This is a genomic window from Polynucleobacter sp. 71A-WALBACH (genome assembly GCF_018882365.1).
In the GTDB taxonomy this organism is placed as follows: domain Bacteria; phylum Pseudomonadota; class Gammaproteobacteria; order Burkholderiales; family Burkholderiaceae; genus Polynucleobacter.
This window is the reverse complement of record NZ_JACVOP010000001.1, coordinates 408,326-431,039: the sequence shown is the minus strand read 5'-3', so window position 1 is coordinate 431,039 and position 22,714 is coordinate 408,326. Positions and strand designations below refer to the sequence as shown.

Sequence of the window (22,714 nt, the reverse complement as noted above, 5' to 3'; positions counted from 1 at the left end):
GAAATATATCTAGATAACCAAAGTTGGTGCCACATGGTCTCAGGCAAGCTCATGGATATGAATATTTTTAAAGTCTTATTAAGCTTTATTTATTTGTTATTATTGCAAATAAATTTATTTTTAATTAAAATAAAAATATGTGAATTACAGTCAGACTAAAGCACTATTTAAATAAGGCAGTTAGAATCCCTTCAATGACCTATCAAGAATTTAAAAATCACTTGGGTAAGGCTGGTCTTACCACCTATAGATTTGCGGATATAACAAAAATGAATCGCAGTTCGATTACCAACTATTCGCAAAAAGGGTTGGTGCCATCACATTTGGCATTAATTGCAGCGTTACTGGGTGAAATGAAAGAATGCAGGATTGATTTCGAAAGCATTCTCGAAAAGATTGATATCCAACCAAAAAAGTCGCGCGGAACTGCCACGGGGCGTTTTAGGGGTAGCCCGCACCCCACATCCTCAAGAATAGATCAGTGAAACTAAATACTGTATATTTATACAGTATTAATCATGACAATTAAGCGTTGTCATTAACATATAAAGTTGCGCATGGAACGACATATCCGAATTAAAGAATGCAAACCCCTTTTGCCAAGGGTTAAGCAACTTGGGCAAATTAAAACGAAAGCCCAAAAGGCACCCCTCCATGGATACCTCGAATTTTTTGCTGGTAGCGGCTTAGTAGCCTATGGAGTACAAAAGTACTTTAATGCGATTTGGGCAAATGATATTTGCGAAAAAAAAGCTGCCGTCTATTCCGCCAATCATGGCACAAAACACTTTCACCTCGGCTCAATTCTGGATGTTGATGGCTCTACACTTCCAGATGCTCCGCTTGCATGGGCAAGTTTTCCTTGCCAAGATCTTTCGCTGGCCGGGCTAATCGCTGGCATCGATGGGGAGCGAAGCGGTTTGGTGTGGGAATGGTTGCGTGTAATGGATGAGATGAAAAATACACCGTCAATCCTGGTGGCTGAAAATGTGGTGGGTTTAATGTCTGTTGATGGCGGCAGTCAATATAGAATGTTGCACGAAGGATTGCGCAATCGAGGATATTTAGTGGGAGTTGTGCAGTTGGACGCATCGCATTGGGTGCCTCATTCGCGACCCCGTGTCTTTGCTATTGCCATAAAGGAGTCGATCGATATTCCTGCAGCCCTACTGGCTGACGGCCCAACATGGGCTCATTCAAATGCCGTGGTATCAGCAGCTAGAAATTTGGAGGGCTGGCTGTGGTGGAATTTACCGGAGCCCAAGGCGCGCAAGAAAAATCTAGAGGACATTGTTGAGTGGGCAGCCGAGTGCCATGACGATAAAACATCTGCTCGCAACATTAGTTTAATACCTAAACGTCATCGTGATCTGGTATCAAGCGACTCTATTGCAGTTGCTCCGGGATATAAGCGCACGCGCAATGGAAGTCAGGTTCTGGAGTTGCGATTTGATGGAATTGCTGGATGCTTGCGAACCCCCAAGGGAGGTAGTAGCCGCCAGTACTTAGTTATAAAACATAGCAAAGGTTTGGCAACTCGACTACTAACGGTGCGCGAAACTGCTCGGCTCATGGGTGCTCCAGAGTCATATAAATTGCCTGGTTCATATAACGATGGCTATCAAGCCATGGGCGATGCTGTTGCCGCTCCAGTGGCTCGATATCTTGCTCGGCATTTATTAAGTAAGCTGGCGGTCCTAGCCTAATTTGCCCTAAAACCACTCAAACTTTGATAGAGCTCCGATAGCATCTATTCCAAGAGGATGAACGCGAAGTGAAATATTTCAGAGTCTTTATTTCAGGGTGCGGACACCTTTTGGATTGAGTGCTGTCACCCCCCCCACAGATGCTCTATTTTCTATAGCCAAGTTGTTCGTATAAATTCTTGAGCCTTTTACATTTGACCGGATCTTTTTCGCCCAGCATCTGCAAGAAAACTTCCTGCCCTTTAGTTATATTGGTCGAAATTTCGCCCCTATTTTTCCTATAAAAATGATATGCAGAATTCAGATTGCTCACCAAAAGAGTTCCTGACGACTTTAGTTGCACCGATTCTTCATCATCATATTGCGGGCGATTTCTTCTAGTCGGAAATACCCCCTTCCGTCCACATAGAATATTCATTGCTGCTAGTGCTTTAAAGGTAGCGCCGCACCTTTCCATCGCCTCTGAATCTGCGATTTCAGAAAGACATCTTTTAAAAACATCTTTTATTTCTTCAGCTTTAAGGTGATTAAACTCCAGGTGGTATTTTCGATACAGCGCTCCAAATAAAGCCAAGGAATCCAAGTTATCTGGAATCGAATCAAGCGTATTAATCAGGGACATCTTGAAGGAGCTTAGTTTTCGTCTATTCCAAAAATAGTCCTCAAAGCCATGCTCTTGTTGTTGATGAGCGTATTGCGCCCAAATTCCAGCTGATTTCCCACTAATCAATGCAACTTTATGTTTTTCAAAACACTTATTTAAAAATTGATTTGTTGCCTTCAAATCATAAGGCTCAAGAGTAAATAATTCCCAAATCAGGGAATCAAAATAGCATATGGTTTCAGGGTAGACATCGCCAACCCTTTCAATCAGATCAAACTTTCTCTTGGGGTGTTTGCCGCGACTGGGGACAGTCCCTTTGTTCTTAATCACCCCAAAGACGCGTGTTCTGCCAACGCCACCTGTTTCAATGGGCCCTTCCTCCTGCCCAAACTCCATATCTAATCTGTAATCCGATAATTGACTGTAGTGCCTAACAGCCCAGTACCAAACCTTGGCCCTAAAGCCTTCAATCTGCATACGCTCTTTTCTGCCGGCTTTAGATTTTTTTAACGGCGCGGGATTCGCGACTTTATTCATTTAACCCTGATTTTCGATTGGTACGATGAAATTGATCATTTCATGCTCTCAAGAATATCAAAAAAGGGTGCTATTAATAGCGATATTCAGTATTTTTTAATGGCAATTTGAGGCAATAGATGACATCTGACAACCTTTTGGAAAAGCTCTTGGAGCAGCATGGCCCACTGATGACAGGTGAAAATCTATACAAGGCGCTTGGATATAAATCCTGGGCTGGTTTTGCAAAAGCCGTACGAAACGGGGCTGTTGAAATCGATATATTTAATTTGCCCGGCCGTAAGGGCAGATATGCCAAAACAAGCGATGTAGCCAACTGGATTAATAGGCTAAATAACAATTCAAATGGAGGTGCCCCATGAATCCCAAGTAAAGAGTAGTAAAGCGAGGGATAAAAGCACAAAAACCGAATTCCGTTGTAGCGGATATCCGGTTTTTCATCAGTGCATCAAGCTTTGACGGCGATTGATGTCTGCAGTATCTCCTAGGTCATTTTTCATGTCAAGCCCATTTTTTGGGCATGGGGAAGTGCTTTTTCTTAATTTTCCAAACGCATTAGGGGCCAAGCCTTTGCTTGGCGTGAAAAAGCACTAAATGAGTATAAAAAAGAAGCAGGGGCAACACTTTCTCCAAAGTAGCGCTGTTAGAAGATTTTCCAGAAAGGACCTGATGGGGATCAGCGAGGAACAGGCATTTTGGAAGTTTTGTGAATTTCGCTGGGAAATGGGCGACAAGCAAGCTTGCCCAGACTGTGGCGAGATAAATAATCATTACTTTAAGCGCCAGAGAATGCAATTTACCTGCAGAGGTTGCTACAGGCAATTTAGCCCGACTTCTGGGACTATCCTTCATAAGCGAAAACTCAAATATCACTTGATATTAGATTTGATTCTGACTTTCGTGACCGCGCAGAAAGGTATTGCCGCACTTCATGTCGCAAATAATTTGGGAATTAACCCCAAAACAGTTTCAGTTCTGTTTGGTAAATTCAGGGAAATGTTTATTTATCAAGCGGATGTATCTTTTATGTCTGGAAATATAGAAATAGACGGCGGCTGGTTTTGCGGCATGAAACGTAATCCCGCCAGGAAAATTGAAGTCGACCCCAAGGTTAAAGCACGCATCATTGAGGAAAATTTAAAGACTGGTAAAACGTTTGTTCCAAAACATAAGACTTCCATGAAAACAATTCGAAATCGCAAGAAGAAGCGATTAGTCTTTGTCATCAGAAAAACAGTGAAAGGCAAAGGAGCTGGGCAGACCTTAACCTTTGTCGCTAGGTCCGAGAGTGAGCCAGAGGTTAAAAAAATTGTCTCTAGATTGGTTGCTAGAGGTTCAACCATCCAAACGGACGAAGCCCCTTGCTATGGCTGGTTATCTGCTTTTTATGACCACAAGACAGTGGTCCACTCCAAAGAATATGTGAGTGCTGAGGGTTATAACGAAAATCAAGCTGAATCATTTTTCTCCAGAATGAGAAGAAATGTCGTGGGAGTAACCCATGGAATGAGACCGACCTATTGTACGGACTACAGCTATGAGATGGTATGGCGTGAAGAGGTACGAAGAAAAACGAATAAAGAAAAAATGCAGGACATATTTACCAAGATTGGTAAGCACGGTACGTCAGTCTGGTGGAGGGGTTATTGGCAAGGGCACAAAAGAGGATGCGAGCTCACCATTGACGACCTTTTTGGGATTTGGGATGCCGTCGGGATTTAATTTCCATAAACCCTTTGCATTCCATGCTGGGTTATCTTTATGAACAGCAATAATCGTGCCTTTTCTAGACATTGCTTTAAGACGTTGCCTAAAAATTGGCCTTAACTCTTCGAAAGTTAATTCTGGATTATTTATCACTTTCATTAAGATTAAGGTTAAATCATCAGTACCAATAGCGGTTGGGTGTACTTGCCTAAGGCTATCAAGAATTAATTTTGTATAGCCACCATGCGGTAAATGCTTTTTGGCGTTGTTAACCCTTTTTGCTGAAATTAGCTTGGGATCTATTTGAATCTCATGCAATTTCATTGTCCCGTCTAAATTTTTTAGACTCACCTCAAGGGAAGCTATTCTTTCTTCCTCGGCGGCGATATATTCACTGAGATTTTTTCTGGCAGCATTAATTTCGCCCAATAATTGAGCTCTTTTATTTATCAACCAAGAAAGAGAAGGGGGTATGCGAAACATACCCCCTATTGTGGTGAAGCAACCTATTAAAGTCTTGGGTAACTGCTACCTAATAGTGCCAAGAAATACCAAAACCACCTTCGGGTGGTTTTTTATTGCCTGTTTGTTTCTAAAGTGGTTGATGGTATCTCCACCTTGCTTTTAGCGTAGTCGGTCAAATCCCATAGATTTAATCCGTCAATCAGGATTCCACCACTCTGTTTCTAGACTGGGTGTCTGGTTCATGAAGTGTCCTTTTAAAGGACGGTTCACGTAGACATCCCCGCATCAGTCGATGTCGTTTAAAACGACAAATTTGTTAATCAGGTATAGAATTTGTGCCATGTTGCCGCGTAGTAAAACCATCGTTTTATTGATTTGCCTCTTTTTGATCTCATTCAAAGTGGCCGCTGGGAGTATTTTTATCCAGGCCGCAATAGAGCGGGCAGAGCTTGCTGGTAGTTACAGCAATGCTTCAGTCTCACAACAAACACACAGCAGTTCTGAATCGGCTGACGATAAAGAGCAGGTTCACACCATGTATCTTATGAGTCATGTAACTGCAAATATTAGCGATGTTGGAATTTCCATTTTTCTTCCGCCAATAACTACCAATAAATTTACTCCTGCAAAAGAAGTTTTGTTTTCGCAAAACTTTCCTGACTCAGCGTTTAAACCACCCAAAGCTATTGCCTAATTTTCTTAGGTGGGGCGTGCTTTTCTAGCATGTCCCTTTGCTATTTGGCTACCAGTGCGTAGCTATATTTGGGAAATTTCATCATGTTTAAATTTGTAAAAATATTGCCTTTGGCATTATTGGTTTTATTCGTCTCCGCCTGCAGTAGCGTTAAATTAGATGACACTAATGGCGTTGCTACTGTTAATGCTAGGGGCTCTTCTGGTTACGATCCAATCAGTGATCCAAAGTCTAGCGTCTATGGCAAGCGTTCAATTTATTTTGAGTTTGATAGCTATACCGTAGATCCAAAGTATGTTTCCACTATCTCTGCTCATGCCGCATATCTAAAAGCATTTCAAAAACAAAAAGCATTCATCATCATTCAAGGCAATACGGATGATCGTGGAACTGCAGAGTACAACCTAGCCCTAGGCCAAAAGCGATCAGAAGCTGTTAAGAAGGCTTTAATTGCTCAAGGTGTTAGCGAATCTCAGTTAGAGGCGGTGAGCTTTGGAAAAGAAAAGCCAGCTAATTCAGATCAGACAGAGGCGGCATTTAAAGAAAATCGCCGCGCTGATTTTGTCTATCAATAACTAAAGGGCTACTCAATGAAAAACATATTTAAATTAAGTTTGATAGGAATTGCTTTCCTAAGTGGATGTGCGACAAACTTTGCACCCAATAATTCAGTGCAAGTTGCAAAGGCTCCGTCACCAATGACAGCTCCAGCACCAGATCACTCGGGGGCTGTAGCTAAAAGACTGAATGATTGTATTATCCGTAGCAATCAAAGTGCTGATGCATTATTGGTAGATAGTCAAATCATCTCTGTTACAAGAAACAACCCTCACGCTAAAGCACTCTTTAGTTCACCAGATAAATTGACTGATCAGCAAGCTGTGGCATTGACGAATTATTTGGTTGAAGCAAACTCTTGCCGGCCCATTGCTTTGGAGGGCTTAGGTTCCGAAAAGAAAATGATCTATGAGGATTTCTTTAAGAAGATTGATGGCGTGTATGCGGACCTTATCGCTAAAAAGATCACCATTGGTGTAGCTAATCAAGAAAGGCAACTGCTTATTCAAGATGCTCACATGAAGAAGCTGGCGCTTCAGCCTAAAAATAATTAGTGGGGGCTGTTTATGGCTAGATATAAATTTGTCTGTCGTTCTTGTAAGTTTGAATGCATCAGTGGCATAGGGAGAGAAGTTGGGCTTCACTCTTCTAGAGTGGCAATGGTCTGCAAGTCTTGTTCAACAATTGATGCATATACAGTTGCTCATCCAGGAAGCATTAATACTGAAATTAGTATGCCGCCAGTTTGTACCAGTTGCCACTCTAGTAGCCATTTGTCGGAGTGGGATGGGCTTACCTGTCCCCACTGCAATATGAATATGAGGGCCCTAGGCGGAGATGTGGACGCCGAGAAGCCATTTAAATATTGGTAAAGGAGAATTGTGATGAGTGAACATCAAAGAACCCTTGAGGAGCTATTCGAGCAGTTAGGGCTTTCCTCGCAACAGATTCATATGGAACGATTTGTAGAAAGACACCAATTAAAACCGGGGTCTATCTTGTCCGATGCCATTTATTGGGCGCCAGATCAAAAGGCTTTTTTGATTGAGGCTAAAGCGGATGACTCAGAGTGGTCGGAGGTAGTTGATCAATTGGCGAACATGCTCATTAGAAGGCCAAACTCATAAAAATATTGTTTAAAACAGCGCTTTTAATGAATTCCAAGGGTTATCACTAAGGCGTTGCTTTCTAAAAGTGGCTATTCTGATTTGAACCAAAAATACTATGGAGGAGATATCCATGAATTCAGAAAACTTTACTAATAGACGTAAAGTCATTACAGCGGCCTTGGCTGGTGGAGCCAGTTCATTATTGCCATCTTGGGCAATGGGAGCAGAGAAAACAAATTTACCCATAGCCTATGGTGAGCGCGAACTCATGGCCTTTCCTGAAAAGAAGCCCATGATTGTGTTGACCTCTAGGCCACCGCAATTAGAAACCCCATTTAAGTATTACGACAATCATGTCATTACGCCGAATGATGAATTCTTTGTGCGTTATCACATGGCGGGTATTCCAACATCGATTGATCCCAATACTTATCGATTAAAGGTTGGCGGTAATGTAGAAAAACCTTTAGAGATATCTCTAGAGTCTTTAAAGAAAAACTTTCCATCTCAACGCATTGTTGCTGTTAATCAATGCTCTGGTAACAGTCGTGGCTTGTTTGAACCTAGGGTGAATGGCGGTCAACTCGGTAATGGTGCGATGGGTAATGCCGCTTGGGTTGGCGTTGCCCTAAAAGATATTCTGAGGGCGGCCAATCCTGGTCGTGGTGCTAAGCAGGTGACTTTTAATGGATTGGATGAACCAGTATTGCCAAGTGATTCTGATTTTGTAAAAGGCTTAGACATTGATCACGCCATGGATGGCAATGTCATGGTTGCCTATCAAATGAATGGTACCGATATTCCTTTTCTCAATGGCTATCCAATTAAATTAATTGTTCCTGGCTATTACGGCACCTACTGGGTTAAACATCTTAGTGAAATCAAGGTGGTTGATGATGTGTATAACGGCTACTGGATGAATCCTGCCTATCGCATTCCAGACAATGACTGTAACTGTGTTGCGCCTGGAACTGCTCCCACTAAAACGATTCCAATTAATCAATTTACGATTCGCTCTTTCATTACGAACTTCACAGACAATAGTGTTGTCACTGTTGGTAAGGCCGTTCAAGCTCGAGGCATTGCCTTTGATGCTGGCTACGGCATTAAGAAAGTGCTTTTTTCTCAAGACAATGGACAGAATTGGACCGAGGCTAGATTGGGTCAGGACCTTGGACGCTTCTCATTTAGAGAGTGGCGAGTTGAGTTCACACCAAAACAAAAAGGCGTTCTTGATTTGAGAGTTAGAGCTTTTAATCATGCTGGCCAAGTTCAGCCGATGACGGCCAGCTGGATGCCTGCTGGCTATATGCGAAATATTGTTGAGACTGTCAAAGTCACGGCGGTTTAAGGAGAAGAATATGAAAAAAATTATCCTTCTTCTATCCGTTCTTGCTTTGGCACAAATGGCACAAGCTAAAACGATTGAGTTGCCAGCAGATACTATTTTATGGAGACCTTCAGATTTGCCTGGCTATCAGCTGACCTTACAGAAATGTTCCGCCTGTCACTCGGCCCACTATGCTGAATATCAGCCACCCAACACTGGAGTAGGATATTGGAATGCGCAGGTCTTGAGAATGAAAAATGTTTTCAAGGCCCAAATTACAGATGAAGAAGTCCCAGTCATAGTGGATTATCTAAATAAGACTTATGGGGCAAATAGGAAGTAGAGATTCAGAATCTAGCCCTATTAATACCTAAACCACCTTCGGGTGGTTTTTTATTCCAAGCTCGCCTGCTCTAAGCAACTTAATGCGATAAACACAAATTCAGCGTAGACTCAATCAATAACACTCAAAGGAGATCCAGATGAATCATATTAAAAGCGTATTAATTGGCTTGATTGCTACTGCTACATTGGCCGCATGTGCGTCAATGATGGGCGGAGGAGCAATGGCTCCGTATACAAAAGTTAGTGATGGCATGTTGGTAGGAAGTAATAACATGACCCTGTATACCTTTGCTAAAGATACCGCTGGTTCTGGTAAGTCTACATGTAATGGCCCATGTGCCGCTAATTGGCCTCCGCTCTTGGTTGACGGCAACCCGACTGTTTCTGGCGATTACTCTGTGATCACCCGAGACGATGGCAAAAAACAATTAGCATATAAAGGTATGCCCTTATATTTCTGGGTTAAAGATACCAAGCCAGGCGATAAAACTGGTGATGGCTTCTTAAATGGTGCTTGGAAAATTGTGAAGATGTAATTTAAGCCAAGTCGGATTAGACATCCTCGGCCCTGGTCGATTCCGCCCCGGGCCACCAAGAATCCATAAACCACCTTCGGGTGGTTTTTATTTTGCCTTAGCCTCATGTGGGGCTTTTTTGTATAGTATTTAGATATGACAAACCTAAATCAGCTCCCTACAGATCTACCTATTCCTCAAGATGACGGCTCAACCAATCATTTGAAGGGAATGAAACTACCCAATGTTTCTTTAAATGCTACCAATGGAATGATCATTAACTTTGGTGACATCAAAGGTAAGCTGGTTATTTATTGCTACCCAATGACAGGGCAGCCCAATGTTGCTTTGCCAGATGGTTGGGATCAAATTCCTGGAGCAAGAGGATGCACACCGCAGAGCTGTTCATTTAGGGATCATTACCAAGAGCTTCAATCATTGGGTGCCGAGGTTGTGGGTTTAAGTGTTCAAACCACTGAGTATCAAAAAGAGATGGCCGATCGACTTCATCTCCCATTTCCAGTAGCTAGTGATGTGAATTATGAATTTCAAAAGGCATTGAATATGCCAACATTTGTTGTTGCTGGAATGACTCTCTTAAAGCGAGTCACGCTCATTGCGAACAACGGCGTAATTGAGGCAGTTCATTACCCCATCTTCCCAAGCGATAGTGATCCAGCATGGGTAATTGATTATTTGAAGAGCCATTAAAAAACAGGGAGCATAAACTGCCCCCTGTTTAGCGCCTGAATTGCTCAACTACTCAAACATATCTGCGTTCATGACTTTGGTCCATGCAGCAACAAAGTCATTCACAAACTTTTCTTTGTTGTCGTCTTGTGCATAGACTTCAGCATATGCACGCAGGATAGAGTTTGACCCAAACACCAAGTCCACTCGTGTAGCAGTCCACTTGGTTTTGCCAGTAATGCGCTCAACGATGTCATAGCTATTGCGGCCGGTTGGCTTCCATGAGTAACTCATGTCAGTGAGATTCACAAAGAAATCATTACTCAATACGTCGGGCTTGTCCGTAAATACTCCATGTTGAGTGCCGCCATGATTTGTACCAAGTGCGCGCATGCCACCAACAAGCGCTGTCATTTCTTGGGCAGTTAGGCCCATTAATTGAGTGCGGTCAAGTAACAGCTCTTCAGGAGTGACTGCATAGTTTTCTTTCAGCCAATTCCGATAACCATCAGCCAATGGTTCCAGAACTTCGAAAGATTCAACATCAGTCATCTCTTGAGTGGCATCTCCACGACCAGCCTTAAATGGCACTTTGATATCAAATCCTCCAGCCTTCGCCGCTTGTTCGATGCCAATATTTCCGGCGAGAACAATGATGTCAGCAATGCTTACACCAGAGTCTTTGGAGATTTTTTCATACACACTAAGTACCCTTGCTAAGCGATCGGGCTCGTTGCCAACCCAATCTTTTTGAGGTGCCAGACGAATGCGCGCGCCATTAGCTCCGCCGCGTTTGTCTGAGCCTCGGAAGGTACGAGCGCTATCCCATGCCGTTGTCACCATATCGCCGATGGATAAGCCGCTAGCTTTGATCTTGTTTTTAATCGCTTCAACCCCATAGTCTTTTGAGCCGACTGGAATAGGATCTTGCCAAATCAAACTTTCCTTGGGAACATCGGGGCCAAAGTATCTTGCTTTAGGACCCATATCTCGGTGAGTTAACTTAAACCATGCTCTTGCAAAAGTTTCTGAAAAATACGCAGGATCTTGCGAAAATTTCTCTGAGATTTTGCGATATTCAGGATCCATTTTGAGGGCCATATCGGCATCTGTCATCATCGGCATGCAACGAATAGACGGGTCTTCAACATCAACAGGCTTATCTTCTTCTTTGATGTTTATTGGCTCGTATTGCCAAGCACCCGCAGGACTCTTGGTGAGCTTCCACTCATAATTGAGCAATAAGCGGAAATAGCCGTTATCCCATTGAGTTGGATGGGTGGTCCATGCGCCCTCAATGCCACTGGTAACGGTATCTCTGCCGATGCCACGAGTCTTATGATTCATCCAACCGAGGCCCTGCTCTTCAATTGGCGCCCCTTCTGGTGCAGGCCCAAGATTTGCAGCGTTACCGTTACCGTGTGCTTTGCCTACCGTATGACCACCGGCTGTCAGTGCAACAGTTTCTTCATCATTCATGGCCATGCGAGCGAATGTGACCCGCATATCTTTGGCTGTTTTCAGCGGATCCGGATTGCCATCAACACCTTCTGGGTTAACGTAAATCAAGCCCATCATCACTGCTGCAAGAGGGTTAGCTAAATCGCGTTCGCCAGAATAGCGACTACCTTCCCCGCCGCTTTTTTGTAGCCATTCTTTTTCTGATCCCCAGTAGATATCTTTTTCCGGATGCCAGATATCTTCGCGTCCAAATGAGAAGCCAAAAGTTTTTAGCCCCATGGATTCGTAAGCAATTGTGCCGGCGAGAATCATTAAATCTGCCCAGCTAACCTTGTTGCCATATTTCTTCTTGATGGGCCATAAAAGCCTGCGAGCCTTATCCAAATTGGTGTTGTCAGGCCACGAATTGAGCGGCGCAAAACGTTGATTGCCAGTGCCGGCTCCGCCGCGACCATCGGCGATACGATAGCTGCCGGCCGAGTGCCATGCCATCCTAATCATGAGACCACCATAATGTCCCCAATCGGCTGGCCACCAATCTTGGCTATTTGTCATGAGCTCTCGCATATCTTTTTTGAGTGCGCTCACATCTAGCTTTTTTAATTCATCACGATAATTGAATGATGGCCCCATCGGGTTGGTCTTGGTATCGTGCTGATGCAGAATATCGAGATTAAGTGACTTAGGCCACCATGCCATTGGAGTATTGCCAGACTCAGTGTTTGCTCCGTGTGCTACTGGGCACATTCCCTTTGATGTCATATTGATCTCCTTTTAGATAACAAATAATTTGATTTGTTAATCTCTGTCGTTCAGATTAAATGATAAAGCTATAAATAGTCTGTGTGCTAAACAGTATTTTTATTCGCCCGCCATATATGTAATGAGAATGCTCATGACATGCCCTCCTTGTTAAAAATTATTAATAATCTTTCCCCAGTTTTAGGCGCTTACTTATTGCTTGCTACGAACTCATCTTGTTCTTAGATAGATCATTAGTCAAATGAATTAAATTGAACTTATTGATCGAAAAAATAGATAATAAAACCGGTATTAAAGTTGCCCCTATTTCAATAAGGAACACAGTTGCTTCCATCACTCACGGACCTCAAGGCCATTAAGCGACAATAGAAACTCATAATAAAAAGCCGGAGACTGCATGTATAAGCTGATAGCCTTTGATGCCTATGGAACATTGTTTGATGTGTACTCGATGGGCCAGTTGGCGGAAGAATTATTTCCTGGCCACGGACAGACTTTTGCTTTAATGTGGCGCGATCGTCAAATTGAATATACCCGCTTAGTTACGATGAGCGATCCTAATCCGGGTGGAAGCAAACACTATCTGCCATTCTGGGAATTAACCATTCGTTCGCTTCGCTATGTTTGTAAGCGCATGGAATTAAATCTCACAGCAGAATATGAGAAGCGACTCATGGATCAGTATGCCAAGCTCACTGGCTTTAACGACAGCTTAAGCGTTCTTAAAACGATTAAGGATATGGGAATTTCTACTGCGATTTTGTCTAACGGTAGTAGAGGGATGTTGGCAACGGTAGTCGAAAGCAATGGGCTAGCACCATATCTAGATAAGGTTGTCACAATTGAGGATGTACGTTTGTTTAAAACGGCACCACAGGCTTATGAACTTTTATTAAAAGCTTTTCCAGTGAAGAAAGAAGAGATCTTGTTTGTCTCAAGCAATGCCTGGGATGCGCTAGCGGCGAAATGGTACGGATTTGATGTATTTTGGGTCAATCGTCTTGGCCATCCTTTCGAAGAGATTGGTGAAAAACCAAATTACGAAGGAAATTCTTTAAGCAAAGTTTTAGAAGTTATTTAAGGAGAAATAAATGTTGCTAATGACTTCAATTATTGCCGCAATCTTGACTATTATTTTCGTAAAGCTTTCTTTTGCGGTAATTGGCCTTAGAAGAAAAAATAAAGTTGGCCTAGGAAGTGGGGGTTACGACGATCTTGAAAGAGCTATTCGCGCTCAAGGTAACTTTGCCGAGTATGTGCCAATTGGACTCATTTTGATTGCTTGCCTTGAGTTAAATGGCGCCCCTTCGTGGCTTGTAATTCTTCCCGGCATCGCTTTAATCATTGGGCGCCTAATTCATGCCAAAGGTATTAATGAGCCGCCACCTAACTTTAGTAGTCGTGTATTGGGGATGAAATTTACTTTTGGGACTCTCATTACATTGGCAATTCTCAATGTAGGCTGGCCCTTGTATAGCCTAGTTGCATAGGGGTCATTCAATTCACGTTTAATTTTCCTGGTGAGGAATTCTAAGACCGCCCGTGGGCAGTTTTTATCAAAAGTTCTGCTATAAATTGGATATCTAATGGAGTGGATTTCATACATTCAATCGGGATAAAAAATCATGAAAAAATTACTTCTTACTATTACATCGACTTTAGTTGCTATGGCTCTAACAGGCTGTCTTGCCAGCTCAACCTCTCCTGATGGGGTTAACTGTAACTATTCTCAAGGTAAGCCCATGTGGGAAATGCCGCTAGATTGCCAGGGCGGTCGCTAAAGGATTGACTGGGTATTTATTTAGTCACCCACTGTTGATAATTTGAGATGAGTAAGCTTGCTTGATCTGATTCTTCAGGCTCTAGTTCTGGGTTCGCTCGGTCTGGGCGCCGGAGTTTTGGGTGGTGTCATTGGCTTTGGCACCACTATCATCCTAATGCCCGCTCTCGTTTATTTTTATGGGCCTATTCAGGCCATTCCTGTTATTGCTTTGGTTGCAACCGTAGCCAATCTCTCGCGTATTTTTTTGTGGTGGAATGTCATTCAGTGGCGCGTTTGTATTGCCTATAGTTTTACAGCAATACCATTCACGGTGTTGGGTGTGAATACTTTAGTGCGGCTTGATGAGCGATTGGTCGAAATGACTTTGGGCGGTTTTCTAATTTTGTTAGTTCCAATCCGCCGCTGGATGCGAAAAAAGAATTTTTATTTAAAGCTTTGGCAGATGGGCTTGGTTGGCGCCAAGCAACAAAGCGCTGTGATGCCCCAGGATTGTTGCGTGTAGAGCTTTTTTGAGGGGTTTTTATGGTTTTATGTTCAAGTCCACGTTCGTAGCAACAAATACAGGCTTGTTGGCGCCTATAGCTTTGCAATGATGGGCTTTTAAGTCCCACTGATCTTTTGTTCCATTTAGAACATCATCAATTTCAATGTGCACTTCACCCGTAGTTTGTAGGTAAATGCAATAGCCATCGACCAGCTCTTTAGATTTAGTTAGGGGTTCGTAATGCACAATCCATGACATCACAAGATCGGGTGTATTCGCTACGCCGCAAGCATCTAATTTCTTAAGCGTTCTGATTTGATCATCTGTTTTGGCGGTATGTTGAAATTGCTCATATTCATAAAAGTCCACTAGATACTTTTGGTTTGGATCATGAAGCTCCACCGATCCATTATAGATGGCTCGTCTAAATAATCCCTTGCCAAACAGGGTGTTGTACTTCTCATTGATAAAGCCTCTGATTGCGATTTCTCTCATTTATTTTCTCCTTGTGTTTTTAATTGAGTTCTCGTTGCTAGTTGCTTGGTTGGTTACAAGAGAGATCAGAAGAGATCAGTTGCAGTAAAAAGTCGCAGATCTCAAAGAGGAGTGACGAAGTTGTGTTGCTTGGTCAGAGTTACTCATTTGCCACTACGAGTAACTTACTAGTAACTACTCAAACTCAACTTTGCAACTTCTTTTTTCTTTATGCGACATCTACTGTGTAACCAAGCAACTCGCAAAAATATTTATGACAACCCAATAAAAACCATATTTTTTCTATCCAAAATGAGTCGAAATAGAAGAATTGGCAAAAAGAGGTCGACCAAATAAATAGATCGAAAACAAACTGCTTGTGCCCATTAACCAAAAGGAGAAAACAATGAGCGCATTAAGCAATTTAAAGTTAGTAGCAGTTAAAAAACCAACCCATATGCCTGCCGTCGTGATTCGCAGAAACAAACTCGGATCAAAACTTTGGGAGCAGATTCAGTTGGCAAAGAGTCAAATGGACGGCACGCCCTTTGTAGTCATGAAATATCGTTCCATTAAAGACCCTCAAACAGGACTTCGTAAGCAAGTAGAGGTTCCAAAAAGAATTAAGCCCTGGTGGTTCCAATCAGAACAGGGCAAGGTTTGTGTGTCAGTCAAATATGGAAGCTGGACCATAGAATTAGCAAAGGGTAAGCCCAGCGTTGAAGTGGCAAGTGGCCTTGAGCTAGTAAAAGCACTGGAGTCGATTAAGGCCGCTGTCGATGCTGGTGAGCTAGATGCTCAAATAGAAACTGCAAGCGCCAGCTTGAGGAGTGGGTTTAAGCGATAGTGATGTTATTAATGGCCACGATATCGCTCGTGGCCATTCGAGGGGATCTAGAAAATATTTTGGCACCAAAAAGAGCGCCTAAATATCTATATGAAAACATATCAATTAACCCTCAGAATTAATGGCTCAGAAGTGATGACAATTATTTACGCACCCAATCCCGAACAGGCTAAGGCTATAGCTCATAGTTGGGGAGCAACGCATATATTGGGTATGAAAGAGCTTTAAGGCAGCGCCATCCTCGCAAACTTGCGGGGTGGCCCGATCATGGTTCAACTAAATATCTATATGAAAAGATACAAGGCAACCGTTAATGCCGCTGGAATGTGGGTGGAAACTATTCTCTATGCCCAAAATCAAGCCCAAGCATATAAGTTATTTCAGGCCATATTTGGCGCTAGTAATGTGCCGCATCAACCGCTGCAGATTTGCTAAGGACAGAACCCATGAGATTTGATGAGATAGCCCCGCACAAACCGTTAAGCCCAGAGCAAGCTAGGCTTAAATCAATGAAGGATCGCTTAAAGCGAGATCAAGAAGCGGTTAAAGCAGAGCGAGCTAGACAACAAATTACAAAAGCACAGCAAAATTTGAGCGCAATACAAAGGCAGAAGTAAAGAAACCCCCTTTTTAAAGATCTAATTCTTATATTGTTGTAAATAAACACCCTAATAGATTAAGGCTTTAGATATCTGTACAATTCATTGCAACAACACCCCCCAAGCCTCTTAACAATGCTCACCCCGGGGGGTTTTTTACTTATGAGATATCAAAAGCCATCAACCTCGATTCAGGAGCAGATCGCGATTATGCGAAATCGCGGTTTGATTATTTCAGATGCGGATTATGCAGAGCAATATCTGAAGTTCATTGGGTACTTTAGGTTAGCTGGTTATGCATTGCCTTTACAAATCAATTACAACGAAGATGGATCTCACTTCTTTCTTCCTGGAACGCGATTTGAGGATATTGTTGATCTGTATGCATTTGATCGGAAGCTGCGCCTTCTAGTTATAGATGCGCTGGAGAGAATTGAGGTTGCTGTAAGAGCAACTATTAGCCAGGCTATGGCTGAACAATATGGCCCCCATTGGTATTTGGGAAAACAATTATTTGTTCCCACCTTTGATTACGCAGCATTCCTGGATCGGCTCAAAAAAGATATCGGACATGACCACTCTAGAAAGCCTGCAAGGCAGACATTTATTCAACACTATTACGATAAATATTCTGAGCCAGAATTACCGCCATCATGGATGGTGTTTGAGGTCTTATCTGTGGGTACTGTTTCTAAAATATTTAAGAATATTTCGCGAGAGTATCAGAAGCCTATAGCAAGAACCTATGATCTTGATGCTGGAATATTTGCTTCCTGGCTACATTCTTTAAGTTATTTAAGAAATCTTGCCGCTCACCATCAGCGTTTATGGAATAGAAAGTACACAATTAAGCCGGCTCTTACTAAGAGGGTGTCTATAGATCTATATCAGCAAGATCGGTTCTATGCTCAGGCCGTAATGATTCAGGTGCTACTGAAAAAGATTTCGCCAGGCTCAGATTGGAGCACTCGCCTGCTTGATTTATTTAACGAATATCCATCCATTGAGATTCAGCGCATGGGATTTCCTGAAAACTGGATCGCAAGAGATATTTGGCAATAGTTTGTCCGAGTTGCCGTACCGTCCAGCAGGATCAAACCTCCCCACTCAGCCAGGATTTACAAGATTTTCTCAAGAGTTAGCTGCGGTAGGCACATTTAGACGGCTTTCCATAAGTTTCATTTATAATTCCAACTCTTGGCCTGGTAGCTCAGTCGGTAGAGCAGAGGATTGAAAAGCTAGGATAGAGGACTAAAACAGTTCTGCACATTGGGTCTAAGCTGGTTGTAACCTACCGCCCTACAAGCACCGAATCTATTGGCTCGCAGCGGTTTCAAATATTTCCAAAATGGCATCGACAGCGTTGAGTTGGCGAGATTATTTAATAGAAATTTCTTTTATGTGTTCTACAAGTTTGTGAACATTGGTCATCGGATTTTCATTTTTAGTGTGACCGCGTTTTTCAAGCCAGACAGCATTAGCAATTGCGATTTCAAGTTTCCCGATTAGCTCCTGACAAATTGAATCATCAGCTTTTTTATAGGCTCGTATGTGATTTTGATTTGTAATATATCTAACCACTTCAGCAGAGTTACTAAATGAGCGATCGGTTTGTTCATAGTGGAGCAATATCCATAGCTCAAATGATGGGATGCTAATAGCTTCTTTAATGGGAAGGGGTTTTCTGCTGCGTTTATTTAAGGCTTGTATTCTTTCTCTGGCTCTGTCGAAACTTTCATGAATATCTTTATCAAACACGCAATAAATATGGTCGTAGCCATCGTTGGTTAGATTGAGCCGTTCTGCTCTGTTCACTAAATTAATTGGGGCAGAATCGGTGCCGTTATCACAAACATATATGCTGGCGGTAGTGAGTCTAAGGGTTTGACAAAGAGTTTTTAGATATTTTGTCTCTGTTTCGCCCTCGCAAACAATCAAGGTCACCTCTTTGGGCGGAGTCTTTCCAGCCTTTCTGGAAAAAGACCTTTCACTTCTTAATTTTGATAGCCTGCGAGGTGGCATTAATTAATTTCCCCCACAACAGGAACTGCCCCATACCTGCCTTTTAAGTATCCTCGCTCCAAAGCCTCTTCTTTGCGTGGGTTGTAATCGAGTAGGGAATAAAGGTATGTTGCCTTGCTATTGTTTTTCTCGACAAACCAAATTTGATCTCTTCTCAATAAAGAGGTGTCCAAAAGATTTGTATCGTGTGTTGTAAAAATTAATTGGGCATTGCTTTGATTTTTATTGCTATGAAAAAGCTCAACTAAAAATCGGGTTATCTTTGGGTGAAGACTTCTTTCAAGCTCATCAACCAATAAGGTTGCTCCAATGTCAAGAGATCTAATCCAGCCGCCAGTTAGGTTGAATAGCTTTCTGGTGCCCTCGGATTCGTCCTCAATGCCTAAATGAACCACTTCATTGGTTTCTGCATTTTTGTGCGTAGTTGTAACCCTAATCATTTTTGGCTTTTGTCCCGCTGTATCTTCAGGTCCGCCAGGGTTGAAGTTCAGTGCGCCAATCGCCTGCATAAAAGGATTGCCGCCCATGAACTGAGCTTGAGGGGGCAAATCCTCTTCTTTAATATCGATCCCATCAATTCCAATATCAGCGGCTTGCAAGTAATCAAGAATTTTGTGGCCTTCATTATTCTTAATGAGATTAATGCTGAGCAATGGGTTAAGGTCAATGCCCGATGTTATGACAATAAGTTGATTGGCTATCCAGCCAAAAGGCGTTTTAAGTTGTTCGTTGTTTAGCTGAACGGCAGTAGAAAAAAACAAAGAATTATTTCTTGTGAAATCTTGCCAAACTTTTTTCTCTGCCTTTTCGCCTTTAAACTTCGAGCCAAACCACCACTCGTATTTGCCGGTTGTTTTATTAAGTTCGCGCTCAAACCAACGCTGCGGTCTGCCATGGGGATAGGCAACCATCCACTCTTTTTCCACTGCTTTTGGTGTTGCAGAAAAATGATATTCATATTTCACTCCATCGCTTGCTATGAAGACGATGTTGAATTCAGAAGGCTCATCTGGAATATTCCCATCAAGCAGAAAAGGTGTAATCCCAATCATTGGAATGCCTTCTTGGGAGGAGGCGGAATGGAGGATAAGTTGCTGCAATACGAGCATCGCCTTTAAGAGGTTGCTCTTACCCGCAGCATTTGGCCCATAAACAACTGCCGATTTCAGGTATTTAATTGTCTCGCCAGGGAGCTCGATTACATTTTTTTCAGCATGTTCAGAGTCCGCGCTGGCCACCATGCTTAGGGTTTGGCGCTCAAGAATGGACTTGAAATTGGCGACGCTAAATTCTATTAACATGTCTTTTCGTGTAATTAATTTGTAATTTACGCAGTTTTTCTGCAAAAAACGAGTTTAAATGTAACATAGAAGAGTTTTTAAGTAAACCAAGTAATTTTCGCCTTAACTAAGACTGTATAAATTTACAGTTAATTATTGATGGTTAGGGCTTAAATTGGGAAAGAAAGCCATATGAACTTAATAGACTCTTTGTTTAGAAACGAGAATCGTCGCATTGCTTATAACGATTTTCTAAATTTAGTTGCGCCCCAAATAATCGTAGATCTTCAAAATGAGTTGGAGCACATTGATTTTCATTCTTTTGTGGAGCCTGTTATTGAATTTAATTCTCCAGCAATTAAGTTCACAGTCTCTAGCGACAACAGTGTTGGAGAAGTCTTTGTTTTGTTTGATTCAGTCTGGGGCACTTATGCTGTTGGGCAAAAGTCTTTGGGTGGCAACTTTAACTCAAGGCCGTTGCAAAACTCTAAAGATGCGAAAGAGGAGATTAAATCTAGACTTAGAAATCTGATGATGAGCTGGTAGAAGGCTTTAAGCGTCTAGTTACTGGACACTTAACTTCTTCAGGCAGTCTCTACACAAGCAGTGATCTTTTGATTTGTCTTTGAGTGACTGTTCAAGTTTTGCCTTATCAACCTGCACATCAAAACACCAACATTTCTTGTCACCAGTCATTTGGCAGTCGTTAGTCATTCCGCAAGCTGGGCAAATCGTTCCAATATCTTCCATTCTCATGTCTTGATTCTACGGGGTCAGATAGATAGAGGACTGTTTATTGACTGTTCTAAATGGAACAGTTTCGAGAGGCGTCTAGTTACGGGACGCTCAATGGCTTTTTCCGGCCAATAATGGACTATTTTATGTAAGGTTATTTTTAGTTTGAGAACTTCGGTATATTGGGTTCTTAGTAATAACTATAACCAATTCAGAAAGGCAGTTATGGCTCAACAGTCTCGCCGTAAATTCTTAAAAACTACGGCTCTTGGTAGCGCAACTGTCGCCCTTGGGGCATCTGGATGTTCTACGAAAGAGCCCACAAGTAAGAATGCAATGGACCACATGATTGTGGTGCTGTTTGAAAATCGCTCCTTCGATAATATTTTGGGGCATCTATATCAGGCAGGAGAAGTTCCCCAATTTGAAGGCGTAATTGGTAAGAATTTAAGTAATCCAGTTCCATCTTGGGCTCAGCATCCAGCCCCTGGCGGAAGGGTGTACTACGGTGTAAGTCCTTCAATGAATTGTCCAAGTTCAGATCCGGGTGAGGAGTATCCTCATACCAATACACAGATGTTCAATACCATTGATGAGCAAAATAAGTTCAAGATGGGTAAAAATATCGTCGCCCCTTGGAATGTGCCAAAGTCAGCCGATGCAGTTCCGAATATGCAAGGCTTTGTGACTGATTACATCAGTAATTTCACGGCTGATCATCTTCGTCAGCCTACTCTTAAAGAGTACTCTGAGATTATGACGGGCTTTACTCCAGAGCAAATCCCAGTGATTACAGGGCTGGCAAAGGGTTTTTCTTGCTTTGACCATTGGTACTCAGAAGTGCCATCGCAAACATTTCCAAATCGCTCTTTCTGGACCGCAGGTACTTCATCTGGCTTTGTGGTGAATTCCCCAGCTGATAACTTTTTAATGAACAACAAGGCGGAAACAATTTTCAATCGCCTGTCTGAAAAGGGAAAGACTTGGAAGATCTATGTTGGTCAACCTGACCCACTTTCGTTTACAGCATTGGTGAGCATGCCTGTATTAAGGAAGTACTTTGCTACCAATATTGTGCCGTTCTCTGAGTTTGAAAAAGATTGTGCAAATGGCACATTACCTAATTTTGCTTTTGTCGAGCCACCGTTAGTAAATGGTCACGCTGACTATCATCCAAGTGCTGGCATGGCGATGATTGCTGGCAAAGATTTGCCTCTAGATCCTCCGTCATCCACTTTAAGTGGGGAGGCTTATCTGTCAAAGATTTATAACGCATATAAAGCAATGGGCACTAAGCAGAAGGGTTCTAACGTTCTCAATACCACCTTGCTAGTTGGCTGGGATGAGCCAGGCGGTACCTATGACCATGTGCCGCCTCCACGAGTGCCGGCTCCTGAAGCGGGCGCACCTAAAGGACAATGCGATTTTGATTTCACCTTATCGGGTTATCGCACGCCAGCAGTATTAGTTTCACCGTGGATTCCTGAGAAGTCAGTTTTCACAGAAGAGTTTCGTCACACTTCATTGATTGCCACATTGCGCAAAGTCTGGGATCTAGGCAAACCATTTACCCAGCGTGATGCAAGCGCTAGAACATTAGAGACTTGCTTTACTCTACAAAAGCCTCGTGACCCAAGTACATGGCCTAATATTGTTGCAAGACCAGCGCCAGCTTATGTAGCTCCAGATCCTAATAATCTAGATACATCTTATTCAGAGTTGGCTCAAGCAATGGTTCCTGCAATTGTGACATTTGCGAGAAAAGAAGGTTTTGCTGTTCCTTCAATGCCAAAGGATCCGAAGGCCAAGATTACTGGCGCTCAGGCTTTAAATATTGCTAAAGAATTTGCCAATGAAATGTTTCCATTGCTGGCTTCTAAATAATAGATGCACCAATTTTTGGCGGTAAACAAGAACCACCTTCGGGTGGTTTTTCTTTGCCTCTTTCCACCCCCATTCCATCAAGCCTGGATAGATAGAGGATTTGTTTTTTGTCTGTTCCAAATG

Annotated in this window: 29 protein-coding genes; 22 read left to right on the top strand and 7 right to left on the bottom strand. The window is 42.6% G+C overall.

What is annotated here, in order from left to right; all coding sequences use genetic code 11:
- Nucleotides 1-194 precede the first annotated feature (194 nt).
- Both ICN42_RS02215 and ICN42_RS02210 read left to right on the top strand, forming a co-directional pair.
- The gene (locus ICN42_RS02215) at nt 195-485 is read left to right on the top strand and encodes an XRE family transcriptional regulator (protein ID WP_216250294.1); all 291 of its coding nucleotides are present in this window, start codon (nt 195-197) and stop codon (nt 483-485) included.
- Nucleotides 486-557: 72 nt separating this feature from the next.
- Nucleotides 558-1,706 (top strand): DNA cytosine methyltransferase, encoded by a 1,149-nt coding sequence (locus tag ICN42_RS02210; protein ID WP_216250291.1) that lies wholly within the window; start codon nt 558-560, stop codon nt 1,704-1,706.
- Between the two features lie 145 nt (nt 1,707-1,851).
- On the opposite strand, the gene ICN42_RS02205 is transcribed toward ICN42_RS02210, so the two are convergent.
- The gene (locus tag ICN42_RS02205; protein WP_216250288.1) at nt 1,852-2,847 is read right to left on the bottom strand and encodes a hypothetical protein; all 996 of its coding nucleotides are present in this window, start codon (nt 2,845-2,847) and stop codon (nt 1,852-1,854) included.
- Nucleotides 2,848-2,966: 119 nt separating this feature from the next.
- Here ICN42_RS02205 and ICN42_RS02200 point away from each other — a divergent pair, with 119 nt between their 5' ends.
- Nucleotides 2,967-3,209 (top strand): hypothetical protein, encoded by a 243-nt coding sequence (locus ICN42_RS02200; RefSeq protein WP_216250285.1) that lies wholly within the window; start codon nt 2,967-2,969, stop codon nt 3,207-3,209.
- A 232-nt stretch (nt 3,210-3,441) separates the two neighbouring features.
- Nucleotides 3,442-4,569, top strand: a complete 1,128-nt coding sequence (locus ICN42_RS02195) for an IS1595 family transposase (protein ID WP_216250282.1) — start codon at nt 3,442-3,444, stop codon at nt 4,567-4,569.
- Here the strand turns inward: ICN42_RS02195 and ICN42_RS02190 are convergent.
- On the bottom strand, nt 4,474-5,037 hold the full coding sequence (locus tag ICN42_RS02190; protein WP_216250279.1) for a hypothetical protein: 564 nt from the start codon (nt 5,035-5,037) through the stop codon (nt 4,474-4,476). The genes ICN42_RS02195 and ICN42_RS02190 overlap by 96 nt on opposite strands.
- 322 nt (nt 5,038-5,359) lie before the next feature.
- Here ICN42_RS02190 and ICN42_RS02185 point away from each other — a divergent pair, with 322 nt between their 5' ends.
- The 8 genes from ICN42_RS02185 to ICN42_RS02150 all read left to right on the top strand — a co-directional run bounded on the left by ICN42_RS02185 (nt 5,360) and on the right by ICN42_RS02150 (nt 10,281).
- Complete coding sequence (locus ICN42_RS02185) at nt 5,360-5,713, top strand: hypothetical protein (RefSeq protein ID WP_216250277.1); 354 nt, start codon at nt 5,360-5,362, stop codon at nt 5,711-5,713.
- Between the two features lie 83 nt (nt 5,714-5,796).
- The gene (pal, locus tag ICN42_RS02180; RefSeq protein ID WP_216250272.1) at nt 5,797-6,288 is read left to right on the top strand and encodes a peptidoglycan-associated lipoprotein Pal; all 492 of its coding nucleotides are present in this window, start codon (nt 5,797-5,799) and stop codon (nt 6,286-6,288) included.
- Between the two features lie 15 nt (nt 6,289-6,303).
- A complete protein-coding gene (locus ICN42_RS02175) occupies nt 6,304-6,825 on the top strand; it encodes a hypothetical protein (protein ID WP_216250270.1) in 522 nt (173 codons plus the stop codon).
- A 330-nt stretch (nt 6,826-7,155) separates the two neighbouring features.
- On the top strand, nt 7,156-7,398 hold the full coding sequence (locus tag ICN42_RS02170) for a DUF2789 family protein (protein ID WP_216250267.1): 243 nt from the start codon (nt 7,156-7,158) through the stop codon (nt 7,396-7,398).
- 112 nt (nt 7,399-7,510) lie between these two features.
- Nucleotides 7,511-8,731 (top strand): molybdopterin-dependent oxidoreductase, encoded by a 1,221-nt coding sequence (locus ICN42_RS02165; RefSeq protein WP_216250264.1) that lies wholly within the window; start codon nt 7,511-7,513, stop codon nt 8,729-8,731.
- 10 nt (nt 8,732-8,741) lie between these two features.
- On the top strand, nt 8,742-9,053 hold the full coding sequence (locus ICN42_RS02160; protein WP_216250259.1) for a cytochrome c, class I: 312 nt from the start codon (nt 8,742-8,744) through the stop codon (nt 9,051-9,053).
- Nucleotides 9,054-9,192: 139 nt separating this feature from the next.
- The gene (locus ICN42_RS02155; protein ID WP_216250256.1) at nt 9,193-9,591 is read left to right on the top strand and encodes a hypothetical protein; all 399 of its coding nucleotides are present in this window, start codon (nt 9,193-9,195) and stop codon (nt 9,589-9,591) included.
- A 135-nt stretch (nt 9,592-9,726) separates the two neighbouring features.
- Nucleotides 9,727-10,281 carry a peroxiredoxin gene (locus ICN42_RS02150; RefSeq protein WP_216250253.1) on the top strand — a complete coding sequence of 185 codons (555 nt, stop codon included), beginning with the start codon at nt 9,727-9,729 and terminating at the stop codon, nt 10,279-10,281.
- Nucleotides 10,282-10,329: 48 nt separating this feature from the next.
- On the opposite strand, the gene katG is transcribed toward ICN42_RS02150, so the two are convergent.
- Nucleotides 10,330-12,483, bottom strand: coding sequence for a catalase/peroxidase HPI (gene katG / locus ICN42_RS02145; RefSeq protein WP_216250251.1), 2,154 nt, complete (start codon nt 12,481-12,483; stop codon nt 10,330-10,332).
- A 397-nt stretch (nt 12,484-12,880) separates the two neighbouring features.
- Here katG and ICN42_RS02140 point away from each other — a divergent pair, with 397 nt between their 5' ends.
- The 4 genes from ICN42_RS02140 to ICN42_RS02125 all read left to right on the top strand — a co-directional run bounded on the left by ICN42_RS02140 (nt 12,881) and on the right by ICN42_RS02125 (nt 14,768).
- Nucleotides 12,881-13,564, top strand: coding sequence for a haloacid dehalogenase type II (locus ICN42_RS02140; RefSeq protein WP_216250234.1), 684 nt, complete (start codon nt 12,881-12,883; stop codon nt 13,562-13,564).
- Between the two features lie 10 nt (nt 13,565-13,574).
- Complete coding sequence (locus tag ICN42_RS02135; RefSeq protein ID WP_216250232.1) at nt 13,575-13,973, top strand: MAPEG family protein; 399 nt, start codon at nt 13,575-13,577, stop codon at nt 13,971-13,973.
- A 135-nt stretch (nt 13,974-14,108) separates the two neighbouring features.
- Nucleotides 14,109-14,264: a hypothetical protein gene (locus ICN42_RS02130; protein WP_216250227.1), complete on the top strand. Its 156-nt coding sequence runs from the start codon at nt 14,109-14,111 to the stop codon at nt 14,262-14,264.
- A gap of 57 nt (nt 14,265-14,321) precedes the next feature.
- Complete coding sequence (locus ICN42_RS02125) at nt 14,322-14,768, top strand: sulfite exporter TauE/SafE family protein (protein ID WP_216250223.1); 447 nt, start codon at nt 14,322-14,324, stop codon at nt 14,766-14,768.
- A gap of 18 nt (nt 14,769-14,786) precedes the next feature.
- On the opposite strand, the gene ICN42_RS11875 is transcribed toward ICN42_RS02125, so the two are convergent.
- Complete coding sequence (locus ICN42_RS11875; protein WP_255539207.1) at nt 14,787-15,245, bottom strand: hypothetical protein; 459 nt, start codon at nt 15,243-15,245, stop codon at nt 14,787-14,789.
- 364 nt (nt 15,246-15,609) lie between these two features.
- Between ICN42_RS11875 and ICN42_RS02115 the strand changes: the two genes are divergently transcribed.
- The 4 genes from ICN42_RS02115 to ICN42_RS02100 all read left to right on the top strand — a co-directional run bounded on the left by ICN42_RS02115 (nt 15,610) and on the right by ICN42_RS02100 (nt 17,732).
- Nucleotides 15,610-16,071, top strand: coding sequence for a DUF6641 family protein (locus ICN42_RS02115; RefSeq protein ID WP_370626013.1), 462 nt, complete (start codon nt 15,610-15,612; stop codon nt 16,069-16,071).
- Nucleotides 16,072-16,161: 90 nt separating this feature from the next.
- Nucleotides 16,162-16,299 (top strand): hypothetical protein, encoded by a 138-nt coding sequence (locus ICN42_RS02110; protein WP_216250217.1) that lies wholly within the window; start codon nt 16,162-16,164, stop codon nt 16,297-16,299.
- Between the two features lie 60 nt (nt 16,300-16,359).
- On the top strand, nt 16,360-16,506 hold the full coding sequence (locus tag ICN42_RS02105) for a hypothetical protein (RefSeq protein ID WP_216250214.1): 147 nt from the start codon (nt 16,360-16,362) through the stop codon (nt 16,504-16,506).
- Between the two features lie 374 nt (nt 16,507-16,880).
- Nucleotides 16,881-17,732 (top strand): Abi family protein, encoded by an 852-nt coding sequence (locus tag ICN42_RS02100; protein ID WP_216250203.1) that lies wholly within the window; start codon nt 16,881-16,883, stop codon nt 17,730-17,732.
- A gap of 315 nt (nt 17,733-18,047) precedes the next feature.
- On the opposite strand, the gene ICN42_RS02095 is transcribed toward ICN42_RS02100, so the two are convergent.
- Both ICN42_RS02095 and ICN42_RS02090 read right to left on the bottom strand, forming a co-directional pair.
- Nucleotides 18,048-18,614: an RloB family protein gene (locus tag ICN42_RS02095; RefSeq protein ID WP_216250201.1), complete on the bottom strand. Its 567-nt coding sequence runs from the start codon at nt 18,612-18,614 to the stop codon at nt 18,048-18,050.
- Nucleotides 18,615-18,691: 77 nt separating this feature from the next.
- Nucleotides 18,692-19,993 carry an ATP/GTP-binding protein gene (locus tag ICN42_RS02090; RefSeq protein WP_216250199.1) on the bottom strand — a complete coding sequence of 434 codons (1,302 nt, stop codon included), beginning with the start codon at nt 19,991-19,993 and terminating at the stop codon, nt 18,692-18,694.
- Between the two features lie 171 nt (nt 19,994-20,164).
- On the opposite strand from ICN42_RS02090, the gene ICN42_RS02085 reads away from it, so the two are divergent.
- Nucleotides 20,165-20,518 (top strand): hypothetical protein, encoded by a 354-nt coding sequence (locus tag ICN42_RS02085; protein ID WP_216250197.1) that lies wholly within the window; start codon nt 20,165-20,167, stop codon nt 20,516-20,518.
- A gap of 18 nt (nt 20,519-20,536) precedes the next feature.
- Here ICN42_RS02085 and ICN42_RS02080 read toward each other — a convergent pair whose 3' ends face one another.
- Nucleotides 20,537-20,728, bottom strand: coding sequence for a cysteine-rich CWC family protein (locus ICN42_RS02080; protein ID WP_216250195.1), 192 nt, complete (start codon nt 20,726-20,728; stop codon nt 20,537-20,539).
- A gap of 204 nt (nt 20,729-20,932) precedes the next feature.
- On the opposite strand from ICN42_RS02080, the gene ICN42_RS02075 reads away from it, so the two are divergent.
- On the top strand, nt 20,933-22,591 hold the full coding sequence (locus ICN42_RS02075) for an alkaline phosphatase family protein (protein ID WP_216252838.1): 1,659 nt from the start codon (nt 20,933-20,935) through the stop codon (nt 22,589-22,591).
- Nucleotides 22,592-22,714: the final 123 nt, after the last annotated feature.

Coding starts and splice junctions, on each gene's coding strand:
- ICN42_RS02085 (WP_216250197.1), top strand. CDS start 20,165: ATGAACTTAATAGACTCTTTGTTTAGAAACGAGAATCGTCGCATTGCT.
- ICN42_RS11875 (WP_255539207.1), bottom strand. CDS start 15,245: ATGAGAGAAATCGCAATCAGAGGCTTTATCAATGAGAAGTACAACACC.
- ICN42_RS02150 (WP_216250253.1), top strand. CDS start 9,727: ATGACAAACCTAAATCAGCTCCCTACAGATCTACCTATTCCTCAAGAT.
- ICN42_RS02135 (WP_216250232.1), top strand. CDS start 13,575: ATGTTGCTAATGACTTCAATTATTGCCGCAATCTTGACTATTATTTTC.
- pal (WP_216250272.1), top strand. CDS start 5,797: ATGTTTAAATTTGTAAAAATATTGCCTTTGGCATTATTGGTTTTATTC.
- ICN42_RS02215 (WP_216250294.1), top strand. CDS start 195: ATGACCTATCAAGAATTTAAAAATCACTTGGGTAAGGCTGGTCTTACC.
- ICN42_RS02105 (WP_216250214.1), top strand. CDS start 16,360: ATGAAAAGATACAAGGCAACCGTTAATGCCGCTGGAATGTGGGTGGAA.
- ICN42_RS02130 (WP_216250227.1), top strand. CDS start 14,109: ATGAAAAAATTACTTCTTACTATTACATCGACTTTAGTTGCTATGGCT.
- ICN42_RS02090 (WP_216250199.1), bottom strand. CDS start 19,993: ATGTTAATAGAATTTAGCGTCGCCAATTTCAAGTCCATTCTTGAGCGC.
- ICN42_RS02185 (WP_216250277.1), top strand. CDS start 5,360: ATGTTGCCGCGTAGTAAAACCATCGTTTTATTGATTTGCCTCTTTTTG.
- katG (WP_216250251.1), bottom strand. CDS start 12,483: ATGACATCAAAGGGAATGTGCCCAGTAGCACACGGAGCAAACACTGAG.
- ICN42_RS02080 (WP_216250195.1), bottom strand. CDS start 20,728: ATGAGAATGGAAGATATTGGAACGATTTGCCCAGCTTGCGGAATGACT.
- ICN42_RS02155 (WP_216250256.1), top strand. CDS start 9,193: ATGAATCATATTAAAAGCGTATTAATTGGCTTGATTGCTACTGCTACA.
- ICN42_RS02165 (WP_216250264.1), top strand. CDS start 7,511: ATGAATTCAGAAAACTTTACTAATAGACGTAAAGTCATTACAGCGGCC.
- ICN42_RS02140 (WP_216250234.1), top strand. CDS start 12,881: ATGTATAAGCTGATAGCCTTTGATGCCTATGGAACATTGTTTGATGTG.
- ICN42_RS02160 (WP_216250259.1), top strand. CDS start 8,742: ATGAAAAAAATTATCCTTCTTCTATCCGTTCTTGCTTTGGCACAAATG.
- ICN42_RS02205 (WP_216250288.1), bottom strand. CDS start 2,847: ATGAATAAAGTCGCGAATCCCGCGCCGTTAAAAAAATCTAAAGCCGGC.
- ICN42_RS02195 (WP_216250282.1), top strand. CDS start 3,442: ATGAGTATAAAAAAGAAGCAGGGGCAACACTTTCTCCAAAGTAGCGCT.
- ICN42_RS02190 (WP_216250279.1), bottom strand. CDS start 5,037: ATGTTTCGCATACCCCCTTCTCTTTCTTGGTTGATAAATAAAAGAGCT.
- ICN42_RS02200 (WP_216250285.1), top strand. CDS start 2,967: ATGACATCTGACAACCTTTTGGAAAAGCTCTTGGAGCAGCATGGCCCA.
- ICN42_RS02110 (WP_216250217.1), top strand. CDS start 16,162: ATGAAAACATATCAATTAACCCTCAGAATTAATGGCTCAGAAGTGATG.
- ICN42_RS02075 (WP_216252838.1), top strand. CDS start 20,933: ATGGCTCAACAGTCTCGCCGTAAATTCTTAAAAACTACGGCTCTTGGT.
- ICN42_RS02175 (WP_216250270.1), top strand. CDS start 6,304: ATGAAAAACATATTTAAATTAAGTTTGATAGGAATTGCTTTCCTAAGT.
- ICN42_RS02210 (WP_216250291.1), top strand. CDS start 558: ATGGAACGACATATCCGAATTAAAGAATGCAAACCCCTTTTGCCAAGG.
- ICN42_RS02170 (WP_216250267.1), top strand. CDS start 7,156: ATGAGTGAACATCAAAGAACCCTTGAGGAGCTATTCGAGCAGTTAGGG.
- ICN42_RS02100 (WP_216250203.1), top strand. CDS start 16,881: ATGCGAAATCGCGGTTTGATTATTTCAGATGCGGATTATGCAGAGCAA.